We start from the raw sequence: 12,625 nt of genomic DNA on the forward strand, positions 1-12,625 counted from the left end.
AACGGGCGGCAATCGCTGCTTTGTTCGCCTCTTGTTCCTTATGAGACCAAAAAGAGAACATTTCAATAAAAACTTACATAAATTACTGTTCAGCAATTGTGTTAAAGAGTCGTTTACGACACTCTGCCCTCGTGAGAAACGAGGCCAAGGACCGGATAATTGCTTGTTTTCTATAAAGAACGCCTCGCGTTTCTAGCCGTCCCCAAGACCGGCAGCACAGCGTATCACTCGGCACTGCGAGATCGCGCTGACATAGTTGTGACAGGGCCGCCTGACCTCAAACATGCCCCGGTTCGGCGGTACGACCGGTTTTTTCAGAACATATTTCGGAAAATGTACGACACCGAGATGGAAGTCATGGCCGTTGTCCGTGAACCGCTTGATTGGCTTGGCAGTTGGTACAAGTTTCGCGGTCGAGAGGAACGTGTGGGCCACCCCCATTCTACACACGACATGAGCTTTGATGAATTTGTACAAGCTTATATGCAATCCCCCCGGCCCGAGTTTGCTGATGTTGGCAGCCAGAGCCAGTTTTTCCGCACGCGCAGCAACGGATTCGGGGCAAGTCACATCTTCAAATATGAAAACCAGACCGGGATACTGGATTTCCTACAGAACCGGCTGGACATGGAAATCTCGTTGAAACGGGAAAACGTCTCTCCGCCGCGCGAGTTGAATTTGGCGGCTGAAACGGAAAAGACGTTTCGCCAAAACTACGCCTCAGAATTCGCGTGTCATGATGCCGCTCTCTGAAGCGGTCAGTTGATCTGTTGGAACACGGCCTCGGTCAGTTGATTCAAAGAGAACGGTTTTGGCAGGAACGTCGAGTTCGCAATCTCGGGTTCGGACTCTCCAAATGCACCTTCAGTATACCCCGACATGAAAATCACTCTGACATCGGGCCGATCCTCTATCGCCCGACGCACCCAAGTCGGGCCATCCATCCCCGGCATCACAACATCTGTAACAAAAACGTCGACATTCAATGAGCCATCCTCCAGCAACTTCAGGGCTTCTTCAACTGAGGCCGCCTCGAGCACTGTGTATCCCTTCAGACGCAGCGCGCGTGTCGCGAACGCCCTGACCGGAGCCTCATCCTCGACCAGAAGAACGACTCCCTCACCCTGCCGCGCACTTCCTGAGTCTGGCACAACGACCTCATCAGGGGTGATTTTTTGGGCATCGCCAGCCACGGGAAGGAACACTGTAAACTCGGTTCCGCGCCCGACAAGGCTGTCGACAAAGATAAACCCTCCGGTTTGCTTGACGATGCCGTAGACGGTCGACAAACCCAGACCTGTACCCTCGCCTGTCCGTTTGGTCGTATAAAACGGCTCGAACACCTTTTGCATTTTGTCCGCCGGGATTCCGACACCGCTGTCTATGACCTTCACGGTAACATACTCGCCGGGTTGAACGGTTGCGCGATCCCGCCGATAGGGTTCGGACAGCGCGACGACTTCTGTCTCGATCCGCACTTCCCCACCTTCAGGCATCGCATCCCGTGCATTGACGACCAGATTCATAAAAACCTGTTCAAGCTGTCTTTTGTCCGCGCGAACAGGCTTTAGAACGGGGTCGTGACTTAGACTCAGCCTGACCTTCTCACCCAACAACCTGTTCAAAAGATGGATCAAATCTGAAATCGTGTCTCGCAAATCCAAAACTTCGGGTTGCAGGGTCTGTTTGCGTGAAAACGCCAACAATTGACTAACCAAAGCTGCTGCTCTGTTCGCGTTCTGGTTAATCTGAACCAAATCGCCGTAGATGGGATCGTTCTGGTCATGCCGCAACAGCAACAGGTCGCAATGGCCGGAAATCGCGGTCAGCAAGTTATTGAAATCATGGGCAACGCCACCAGCCAATTGCCCGACGGCCTGCATCTTTTGCCCCTGAACAAATTGGGCCTCAAGCGTCTTCAGCTCGGTGGCATCGTTCAGCACGGCGACCAGACAGACATCTCCGTTCGTTGTTACCTTGCTAAGCGTAACTTGAACGAAAACTTCCTTGTCGCGCCGTGAAAGGCGCAAAAACTCAGATCGTGGCACTGCGTCTTCCGCTGCCGACTGCGACAGCCAATCGTGAATTGGATAGCCCAACCCCTGCATGATTTGTGCCACATTCGTTTCCCCGGGCCGTATATCGCCAACCAAATGCATCGCAAGTCGGTTCGCATCCAAGATCAGGCCATCAAGAGAAAGGCACATAATGGGCACGGGCAAGTCAGCAAACGGAGCTTCGGGGATCTGGCTGATCGCCACGTTCACGGGAAGAACTAGCGTATCGCGAACGGACCCCGATCGAGAAACGTCACAGACCGTTACTGGCAGTGGGCCATCTGACGTTTCCGCCCGTATGACATCGCCGGATTCAGGAACCTCGGTCGAAAAAACTTGCTGCACATTCTCCGGCTTGTACCCCAACAAATGTTCGGCCGCGCCGTTTACACGCAATAAGGTGCCATTTCGCCCATGTGTCAAAACCGGTACGTTGGCGTCGTCCCACTGGCCCTGCTCACCCAGATGAAATCGCCAACAATACAGGGCATGTCCGACGCCAAATACCGACACCGGAACTGTTGAACCGACGGTGACCACATCCTCGCGTGCCCGGCCGTGTATTTCAGTAAGAGATTGCAGGCGGAGAAGGATCGCCGATGGATTTGCAAACACCGACGCCAAGCATTTCTCAAGCGTGACGCCCGGAAAAGCGTGAAACCGTGCTCTGGCCCTAGAGTTGGCCGACAACACGTTGCCTTCTGCATCCGCAATCAAGCACGGGAACATGTCTTGTTCTGCAAACAAGGCCATCACTTCGACGGACTGCCGCGTAGATTGATCCGCAATCCACCCCCTGACAACAACCACGAAGGCAACAACTAAAAGTGTAGCCCCAGCGACCGACATACCGGCCTCCAAAGTAACCGGAAGCCCAACGGCAAGCGGCGCCAAGCTGAGCGCCGCTCCAAACGCTATCAACGACGCCAATCGCGCGCCAGCGGGCATTTTCTTGACGGGCGGACGAAAAAATAATTCTGCTGTTTCGGGCATAAACAACTCAGATCAATGGGCTTTTAGACAATCAGCCCAAATAAGGTTAACGCCCGCTTAATTCTCGCGAACACTCTCCTTTTAGTTGTTATTCGCGCGGATATTATCGCGTCAAGTGTGCTGAAAAGAACCCATCAGTGCCGTGTGCTGCAAGCCACGTTTTGCGGAAAATCTCATCCCATTCCAAGTGGGCTTTCCTGAAATGGTCCACCACTGCTCCGTTTTCTTCTTGCAGCATCGAACATGTCGCATAAGCCAGCACGCCTTTCTCAGCGACCAGAGAGGACGTTTTTTCCAGTATCTCGCCCTGTAACGAAGACAAATCGGCCAGTCGTTGCAATGACAAAGCCCATTTCCCTGCAGGCGCACGCCGCCACGCGCCGCTGCCTGAGCACGGCGCATCAACCAACACAACGTCGAACGGACCGTTCTGGAACGCCTCATCGGTGGACAGAACCCGGATACGCGCACCCGCTCGCTTTGCTCTGGCCGGCAAATCACGCATCCGGCTCGTATTCACATCATGTGCAAAAACCTCGATACCCGGGTGTGCAGCCAAGGCCAGAGATTTCCCACCTCCACCAGCGCAATAGTCCAGAACACGCATACCCGGCTTCAAATCCAACGCTGATACAACCGCCTGGCTCGCAGCATCCTGTAGCTCGACCAGCCCATCCGCATAAGCGCGGCTCTGAGCGATCTTGCGAGCGCCCTCGACGATTTCCAAAGCGGTTTCACAGGCGGGATGAGGTTGGGCTTCGATGCCCTCGGCCGCCAAAGAGGCAACTGCTGAGGAACGATCGGATTTTAACAAGTTGACGCGCAGATGGACCGGAGCACGCTTTTGCAGGGCCATCGCGACCGGAACCGCCTGATCACCCAGCGACGCATTGAACCCGGGCCACAGCCAATCCGGAATGTCGTACCGCTCGGCGTCCGACACAAAGTCTCGCGCGGCTTCCTCATTAGATACCTGAGATGGAGCGTGTCGTGCGCCGGTGAAGGTCTCGCTGAGGTCAGCACCTGACGCACGCATCGCGCCGATCATAAGACCGCGACCGGTTTCTGCACCACCCAAGGCTGCAAAAGATCGTTTGCAACGTAGCGCGCCAAATACATGATCGCGCACCGCAGCACGGTCCTTGGACCCGGCAAAGCGGCTGCGACGGGCCCAGCCCGTCAGGGCTTTTTCAACGGGCACACCAGCGAGTATGTCATCGAGAATTTCGATCGAAGCCTGAATACGTGCGGCAGGTGTCATGGGGCTTTCCCAGATTGCTGAACTTAACCACGCTGAACGCAATACGGCGCCCTTGTCCGGACGCCGCAATGCCAAACGATGCGGGTTACATTACGCGGTAATTCGGGCTTTCACGTGTGATCTGAACGTCATGCACATGACTTTCCTTCAACCCGGCACCAGTGATTTTGACAAAGTTGCAGTTGCGTCGCATTTCGTCGACGGATGCACAGCCCGTATAGCCCATCGCGGCGCGCAGACCGCCGACCAGCTGATGCACAACCGCGCTGGCTGAACCCTTGTAGGGCACCTGCCCCTCAATCCCTTCGGGCACCAGCTTGTCATTCGCCGCGTCCTTCTGGAAATAGCGATCGGCCGAGCCTCGCGCCATCGCGCCCAGACTGCCCATTCCACGATAGGATTTGAACGAACGGCCTTGGTACAAGATCACCTCACCCGGGCTTTCATCGGTGCCCGCGATCATCGAACCGACCATCGCGCAAGACGCCCCCGCCGCGATCGCCTTGGCGAAATCGCCAGAAAACTTGATGCCGCCATCGGCAATCACCGGCACATCCCCAGCCGCCGCAGCGCAATCCATGATCGCTGTAAGTTGCGGCACGCCAACACCGGCCACCATCCGCGTGGTGCAAATCGAGCCCGGCCCGATACCGACCTTGATCGCATCCGCGCCTGCGTCGATCAGCGCTTTGGTCGCGTCACCGGTGGCGACGTTACCGGCGATGATCTGTACCTCATTCGAGAGGGTTTTGACCCGCTTCACTGCGTCCAACACGCCTTGCGAGTGACCATGCGCGGTATCCACAACGATAATGTCTACGCCCGAATCCACCAGTTGCTCGGAGCGCTCAAACCCCGCGTCCCCGACCGAGGTCGCCGCCGCAACGCGCAGGCGGCCCAAACGGTCCTTGCACGCGGTGGGGTTCAGCACCGCTTGCTCGGTGTCTTTCAAAGTCAGCAAACCGGTCAGCTTGCCCGCACCGTCAACAACCAGCAGTTTCTCGATCCGGCGCGCCTTCATCAGGCTTTTGGCTTCTTCCAGATCGGCTGGCTCCTGCAGCATCGCCAGATTGTCCGTGGTCATCATGGCCTTGATCGGCTGGTCGTCCGATGTTGCAAAGCGCATGTCACGGTTGGTCACAATGCCGACCACACGACCTGCCTCATCCACCACAGGGAAGCCGGTGAAGTTGTAACGCTCGACCAGAGCCTTGGCATCTGCCAGAGTCTGTTCTGCCCGCAGCGTGACGGGGTTATAGACGATACCGGACTCAAACCGCTTGACCCTGCGCACTTCACGCGCCTGTTCTTCGGTCGTCAAGTTCTTGTGGATAACCCCGATCCCACCGGCCTGCGCCATCGCGATGGCCATGCGCGCCTCGGTCACAGTGTCCATCGCCGAGCTCAGCAGCGGGATGTTCATGGTGATTTCACGCGTCACACGCGTTGCTGTATCTGCCGTCGCAGGAAGGACCGACGACGCCGCCGGAACCAAAAGAACATCGTCAAAGGTAAGTGCCTCACGAATCTGCATCTATTAACCCCATGCAAAACCCCGTTTGGCGGTGACCCTATTACATGGATTTAAGGCAAGGAAAAGCCCCTGACCTGAACTAGTTTGGCCCTGCGGGGCAATGCCGCGGCAAAAAACGACGCTAGACGTGCAAAACTTGCCGCTGAATGGCCTTTCCCTTTGCGCTTAAAACCATATCTTGCGCGGAACACGCGCGAATACAAAAGGCAGGCCAGATATGACCACCGACCCCCTTGTCGTCTTTACCCCCTCGGGCAAACGCGGGCATTTCCCAGTTGGCACTCCGGTACTGACAGCGGCCCGGCAATTGGGCGTCGATCTGGACTCGGTCTGCGGCGGGCGCGGGATATGCTCGAAATGCCAGATCACGCCCAGCTATGGCGAGTTTCCCAAGCATGGCGTCACCGTGTCCGAGGACGCGCTGAGCGAATGGAACGCGGTGGAACAACGCTATGAAGACAAGCGCGGGTTGAAGCCCGGTCGCCGTCTGGGGTGTCAGGCAACCGTTCAAGGCGACGTGGTGATTGACGTGCCGCCCGAATCTCAGGTCCACCGTCAGGTAGTGCGCAAGGCCGCTGCCGCGCGCGCCATCACCATGGACCCGGCCACAAGGCTGTATTTCGTCGTGGTCGAGGAACCCGACATGCATTCGCCCACCGGCGATCTGGAGCGGCTGGAACGCGCCCTGCGCGAGCAGTGGAAGATCGACGCCGTCACCGCCGATCTGTCGCTGATGGCCAAGCTGCAACCAGTTCTACGCAAAGGTAAATGGGAGGTTACCGTAGCCGTCCACAAAGGCCACAACGACTCGGTCGCGCGGATCGTGGAAATCTGGCCCGGCCTGCATGAAAGTGGCCTGTACGGTCTGGCCATCGACCTTGGGTCGACCACTATCGCCGCCCATCTGACCGATCTGGAAACAGGCGAGGTCAAGGCGTCCTCGGGCCTGATGAACCCGCAGATCCGCTTTGGCGAAGACCTGATGAGCCGTGTGTCCTACGCCATGATGAACCCCGGCGGCGATCAGGAAATGACCCGCGCCGTGCGCGAGGCGATCAACGACCTGACCACCTCGATCGCAGATGAGGCCGGGATCGACGCCGCACTGATCATCGAGACGGTTTTCGTGTGCAACCCGGTCATGCACCACCTGCTGCTGGGACTGGACCCAGTTGAGCTTGGGCAGGCTCCGTTCGCACTGGCGACCTCGGAAAGCATGTCCCTGCCCGCGCGTGAGATGGACCTGACCAAAATGAACCCCCGCGCGCAGGTCTATATCCTGCCCTGTATCGCGGGGCATGTTGGGGCCGACTGTGCCGCCGTTGCACTATCCGAGGAGCCGGGCAAATCGGAAGACCTCGTGCTAGTCGTGGATGTTGGCACCAATGCGGAAATCCTGCTGGGCAACACCAGCCGCGTTCTGGCCTGCTCGTCGCCCACCGGCCCCGCGTTTGAGGGTGCACAAATCAGCTCCGGTCAACGCGCGGCCCCCGGCGCGATTGAACGGATCGAGATCGACCCCATAAGCAAAGAACCCCGCTTCCGCGTCATCGGGTCGGACAAATGGTCCGATGAGGATGGGTTCGATCAGGACATTGCCACCACCGGGATCACCGGCATCTGCGGCTCGGGCATTATCGAGGCCGTGGCCGAAATGCGCATCGCCGGACTGCTGGACGAAAGCGGCCTGATCGGATCGGCCGCGCAAACCGGCACCGCCCGCAGCGTGCCCGAAGGCCGCACCCATGCCTATCTGATCCACGACGCCAGCGCCGAGGGCGGCCCGCGTATCACCGTGACCCAAGGCGACATCCGCGCCATCCAACTGGCGAAATCGGCACTATACGCCGGTGCGCGCCTGTTGATGGACGAGATGGAGGTCGACACCGTTGACCGCGTCGTTCTGGCCGGGGCGTTTGGAGCGCACATCTCGACCAAACACGCGATGGTTCTGGGCATGATCCCGGATGCGCCGCTGGACAAGGTCTCAAGCGCGGGCAACGCTGCGGGCACCGGCGCGCGGATCGCCCTGTGCAATATCGGCGCACGCAAGGAAATCGAACGTGTCGTGCGCGAGATCACCAAGGTTGAAACCGCTATTGAACCCAAGTTCCAGGACCATTTCGTCGCCGCCAACGCGATCCCGCATAAAACGGACCCGTTCCCAGAGCTGGCGCAGGTGGTCACGTTGCCCTCGCCCTCGTTCAACACGGGTGGCGGGGATGAGGAAAAATCTGGCCGTCGCCGTCGCCGCAGGTCATAGTCCCCGCATAGATCGGAGGCGACATGGCAACAGCAAACGAAGAACAGGCGGAGTTTTGGGCGAATTCTCCATCGGGCGCGAAATGGCTAACCTATGAGAGCCAGATGGACACGCTGTTGGCCCCGGTTTTGGATTTGGTGCTGGATCGCGCCGCCCTTCAACCGGGCCATCGCGTGTTGGACATCGGCTGCGGCACAGGGGCAAGCACGGTACAGGTCGCTCAGGTCGTTGGCCCCAAAGGGCACGTTCTGGCTGCTGACTTTTCACAACCGTTTCTGGATCGGGCGGCTGAACGCGCCCGGGCTGCCGGAAACACCAACGTCGGTTTTCAATACGCAGACGCACAGACCCACGCTTTCGACGAAGGCGATCGGGATGCCGTGATCTCTCGCTTTGGCGTGATGTTCTTCGATGATACGGTTGCTGCCTTTGCAAACATGGCCCGCGCCCTCAAGCCCGGCGGACAAATGACCTTTGCCGCTTGGGGCCCGCTTTCTGGCAACCCCTGGTTCTATATCCCGCATACCGCAGCCACCGCGCGCCTCGGGACTCCGCCAAGGGTGGATCGCAACGCGCCCGGACCTTTGGCCTTTCACGATCAGGATCGCGTTACAGGTTTGCTGAAAGACGCCGGGCTGATGGACATCAAGGTCGACGCAGTTGATCTGACCTTGCCGGTACATGGCACGCTAGAGGACTGCGCAGCACTCTGCACCCGCGTAGGCCCAGCGGCTCGGGTGATCGCCCATTTCGACGGCAGCCCCGAAGATGTCGCTGCCATTCGGGACGCAGTAGCAGGTGAATTCCAGCCCTATCAGGCAGGAGATATGGTTAAAGTACCTGCGCTCATCAACCTGTTTCAGGCGCGTCGGCCCGAGTGACTGGAGCGGGTAGCGGGAATCGAACCCGCGCGTTCAGCTTGGGAAGCTGACAGGCTACCATTACATCATACCCGCCGCGTGGGATTGAATAGCATTGGCCCGGGACCAGCTTCAAGCGCGTTTCAACACGGAACCGCATGATTACTCTGTCCGCGCACGCAGGCTGTCGATCAGCGATTGTTCAACGTCCAAGGCTTCGCACGCGGCGTCAAGGGTTCGCTGATCCAGATGTTGCGGGCTCAGGTCAATGTCCTTGGAGAACGCTTCGACAATGGCACGCATCGCCTTGATCCGAGCGTATTTTTTGTTGTTGGCAGGGATAACGTGCCAAGGCGCAATTTCTGTCGATGTTCGAGCCAACATTTCATCTACGGCTACTTGAGCCTCGGCCCAACGTTCACGATTGCGGAAATCCTCATAGGTCAGCTTCCAGCGTTTCATCGGGTTGCGCAGACGTTCGGTGAAGCGCGCCATCTGCTCCTCGGGCGAGATATGGAAGAACAACTTTACAATCCGAGTGCCATCGTCAACCAACATCCGCTCAAAGTCATTGATTTCGCTATAAGCGGCACGCCAGCGGTGTTCGGGAGTGAATTTTTCCAGCCGCTCAACCAGCACACGCCCGTACCAACTGCGGTCAAATGCCGAAATCGCCCCTTCTGGCGGCAGTCGTTCCCAAAACCGCAGCAGATAGTGGCGGTTCAGGTAGTAATTTCTCGGTGCACCGATTGGCCATACCTTGAAACTACGCGGGTCAAGCGCCTGACTGATCCGCCGGATCGTACCGCCCTTGCCCGCTGCGTCCCATCCCTCAAACACCAGTACGCCTTTGGCGCCGTGGAACAAAAACGCCTGCTGTATCAACGCCAGTTGCGATTGCAGGTCTACAAGTTGTTCAAAATACTCTTTTTTGCCTAGCCGCTTGCCCAGATCGGCATCGGCCAGCTTGGGAGGAAAGTGTTTGCTCATGAAAGTGCGCGGCCTCTCTAGACGGATCGCGATCAGTATCGCAGTTTCGCCCGAGTCCGGCATTGATCGGTATCAAAACGAAAAAGGCCGGGCTTTTGCCCGGCCTCTGTATCAAAATGTATTGCGGATCAGGCGCGGCGGCGGCGACCACCGCCGCGACGACCACCTGCAGCACCGGCTGCACCGGCTTCCTCGGGCGATTTGTTGAACCGAATCCACTCGCCACCATGAGCGTCGTTGTTCGTCAGCAAGTTGGCGGCGCGTATGGCCTCCATCTCTTTGCCGGCACGCGGTTTGGTCGAACCGAGACCGAACATCTGAACAAACGCCTCATCGTCCATACCGTCTGGCAGGATGATGCCAGCCGCAGCGACCGCCTCTTTCTTTTCTGCAATCTTCTTCTGCGTCACCGGCAGAGCCACCGGGTTCATGATCGCCGAAGTCATACCAGCCCCCATCGCCATCGGCAGGAAGGCGTTGTTGATACCGTGGCGGTTCGGCAGGCCGAACGAGATATTGGACGCACCGCAGGTAGTGTTCACGCCCAGTTCCTCGCGCAGGCGACGGACAAGGGCAAATACCTGCTGACCGGCGGTTGCCATTGCGCCGATGGGCATCACCAGCGGGTCAACCACAATGTCATGGGCCGGGATGCCGAAATCTGCAGCGCGTTCCACGATCTTTTTGGCCACGTCAAACCGCACGTCGGGGTCTTCGGAAATCCCGGTGTCGTCGTTCGAGATCGCCACAACCGGCACGTTGTATTTCTTGACCAGCGGCAGAACCAGTTCCAGACGCTCCTCCTCGCCCGTAACCGAGTTCAGCAGCGGACGGCCTTCTGCCGCCTCAAGACCGGCTTCCAGCGCACCAGGAACCGAGCTGTCAATGCACAGCGGCACTTCGACCAAACCCTGCACGAGTTCGACGATCTTTCGCATCAGCGGTGGCTCGGTCTCGTTGGGGTTGGGGTTCGAGTTGTAGACAACGCCCGCGTTGATATCCAAGACGGTCGCGCCCGCTGCAACCTGTGCCAGCGCGTCCTTTTCAACGGTCGAGAAGTCGCCCGCTTCCAGTTCCGCGGCCAGTTTCTTACGGCCTGTGGGGTTGATCCGCTCACCGATCACACAGAACGGTTCGTCAAAGCCCAGAACGGCAGTTTTTGTTTTTGATTCTACGACTGTACGGGTCATATCCGTTCCTTAGGAGTTTGCAGGCTTTGCCGAAGCGCCGCCGTTGTTGATGGCCCAGTTGGCATTGGACTTAATGCCGCCAAGCGGGAAGAAATGCACGTTGGTGATGTTGAAATCCGGGTTGGCCGCCTTGTGATTGGCCAGTTCGGTGATCACATCAGTCGGCTCATAGGGCAACAGCAGCTTGGACACATCCATAGCGCGTTTCTGCAGAACCTTCAGCGAGGGGCCAACGCCGCAGGCGATGGCGAATTTGATCAGGGTCTGCAGCTTGGCCGGACCTGCAATACCGATATGGATCGGCAGGTCGATGCCCGCAGCCTTCAGACCATCCGCCCATTCGATGATCGGCTTGGCGTCGAACGCGAACTGCGTCGCCAGCGCCATTTCAGCATCGGTGGTTTCGTTGAACTTCTGTTTCCAGCGCAGCGCGTCATCGACGTTTTTGGTCGAGCCGTCGGGGTCGATGTCCTTGTTGCCCTCGGGGTGACCTGCAACGTGCAGACGCTTGAAGCCTGCCTTGTCGAAAAGGCCGGTCTCTAACAGCTGCATCGAGCTGTCGAACGCGCCATGCGGATTGGCGACTCCACCAGCCAGCAACAGCGCCTGTTCAACGCCTGCTTCGCCCTGATACATCGAAATCCAGTTTTCCAGCATGGCGGCATCCTTGATGATCCGTGCCGGAAAGTGCGGCATGACCGGATAGCCTTCGGCAGCGATGCGTTTGGCGGTCTGGACCATATCTTCGATCGGGGTGCCCTCGATATGGGCGATGTAGACGCGGGTGCCTTCGGGCAGCAGCGCCCGGAAATCCTCGACCTTTTCAGCGGTGCGGGGCATCACCTCAATCGAATAGCCCTGCAAAAAGGCTTCGACGGTCGGATTTACTGGGCCGTTTTCGACCGCATCACGTTTTTTGAAGTTCAGCAAAGCCATCACGGCCTCCCGTATAGATTTGAGGCTCATGCCCAACCGTCATTGGCGATCAGAGCCTTGATACGCTCGTGGTCGTATTCCGTTTCCAAACGCGCGGCTTCTGCCTCGGCGATCTCGGACGGATCGCCCTCGATTGCAAAGGGTTCAGCCTTGCGCCATTCGGCAAGGTAGGCATCGCTGTCCTTGGCGTTCACCTTCATGGCCGCCCGGTCGATGGCTTGCTCGAACCGTTCTTCCAACTGTCGCTTGGCACCCCGTCGGCCTTTGCCGACGATGACTTGAGCTGGGATATCGCGCCAGTAAACGATGGTGACGTCAGGCATCGCGTGTGATTCCTCCTAACCAGATGGACCGGTTCTAAACTTCTATATGGGCTCAGGTCGGTCGATTTTCGACACAAGGCGCATTTCAAACGACCTTTTTGCCCCCGATGGGATAGCCGCCTTGTAGCGAACCTTTGGGCAAACGCTCACATCAAAATTCTCATCACTTTAATGAGCGTCTTGCACGACGCGAATGCGCGACCTATGGTCGAGGTAAC

General features: G+C 58.0%; 10 protein-coding genes and 1 tRNA gene. 3 read left to right on the forward strand and 8 right to left on the reverse strand.

The genetic code is table 11. The features are described from left to right. Positions 1-159: 159 nt before the first annotated feature. Positions 160-753 (forward strand): sulfotransferase family 2 domain-containing protein, encoded by a 594-nt coding sequence (locus ACR0LH_RS01090; RefSeq protein ID WP_480719304.1) that lies wholly within the window; start codon positions 160-162, stop codon positions 751-753. A gap of 5 nt (positions 754-758) precedes the next feature. Here the strand turns inward: ACR0LH_RS01090 and ACR0LH_RS01095 are convergent, their stop codons facing one another. From ACR0LH_RS01095 to guaB, 3 genes are all read right to left on the reverse strand, one after another. Continuing rightward, on the reverse strand, positions 759-3,050 hold the full coding sequence (locus ACR0LH_RS01095; protein WP_480719305.1) for an ATP-binding protein: 2,292 nt from the start codon (positions 3,048-3,050) through the stop codon (positions 759-761). 103 nt (positions 3,051-3,153) lie between these two features. Next, a complete protein-coding gene (locus ACR0LH_RS01100; protein WP_480719306.1) occupies positions 3,154-4,311 on the reverse strand; it encodes an RsmB/NOP family class I SAM-dependent RNA methyltransferase in 1,158 nt (385 codons plus the stop codon). 85 nt (positions 4,312-4,396) lie between these two features. After that, the gene (guaB, locus tag ACR0LH_RS01105) at positions 4,397-5,845 is read right to left on the reverse strand and encodes an IMP dehydrogenase (protein ID WP_170389262.1); all 1,449 of its coding nucleotides are present in this window, start codon (positions 5,843-5,845) and stop codon (positions 4,397-4,399) included. A gap of 217 nt (positions 5,846-6,062) precedes the next feature. Here guaB and ACR0LH_RS01110 point away from each other — a divergent pair, with 217 nt between their 5' ends. Together ACR0LH_RS01110 and ACR0LH_RS01115 are read left to right on the forward strand one after the other, a co-directional pair. Then, entirely contained in the window at positions 6,063-8,108 is a 2,046-nt protein-coding gene (locus tag ACR0LH_RS01110) for an ASKHA domain-containing protein (protein WP_480719307.1), read from the forward strand. 23 nt (positions 8,109-8,131) lie between these two features. Next, positions 8,132-8,989 carry a class I SAM-dependent methyltransferase gene (locus tag ACR0LH_RS01115; RefSeq protein ID WP_480719308.1) on the forward strand — a complete coding sequence of 286 codons (858 nt, stop codon included), beginning with the start codon at positions 8,132-8,134 and terminating at the stop codon, positions 8,987-8,989. A gap of 1 nt (position 8,990) precedes the next feature. Here ACR0LH_RS01115 and ACR0LH_RS01120 read toward each other — a convergent pair. From ACR0LH_RS01120 to ACR0LH_RS01140, 5 genes are all read right to left on the reverse strand, one after another. Continuing rightward, a tRNA-Gly gene (locus ACR0LH_RS01120) sits at positions 8,991-9,064 on the reverse strand. A gap of 66 nt (positions 9,065-9,130) precedes the next feature. Further along, positions 9,131-9,958: a polyphosphate kinase 2 family protein gene (locus ACR0LH_RS01125; protein ID WP_480719309.1), complete on the reverse strand. Its 828-nt coding sequence runs from the start codon at positions 9,956-9,958 to the stop codon at positions 9,131-9,133. 128 nt (positions 9,959-10,086) lie between these two features. After that, entirely contained in the window at positions 10,087-11,148 is a 1,062-nt protein-coding gene (locus ACR0LH_RS01130; RefSeq protein ID WP_170389258.1) for a methyltetrahydrofolate cobalamin methyltransferase, read from the reverse strand. 9 nt (positions 11,149-11,157) lie between these two features. Beyond that, the gene (locus ACR0LH_RS01135) at positions 11,158-12,084 is read right to left on the reverse strand and encodes a methylenetetrahydrofolate reductase (RefSeq protein WP_480719310.1); all 927 of its coding nucleotides are present in this window, start codon (positions 12,082-12,084) and stop codon (positions 11,158-11,160) included. 26 nt (positions 12,085-12,110) lie between these two features. Continuing rightward, complete coding sequence (locus tag ACR0LH_RS01140) at positions 12,111-12,407, reverse strand: virulence factor (protein WP_480719311.1); 297 nt, start codon at positions 12,405-12,407, stop codon at positions 12,111-12,113. Positions 12,408-12,625: the final 218 nt, after the last annotated feature.

It is taken from the genome of Ruegeria sp. CL6 (assembly GCF_056536465.1).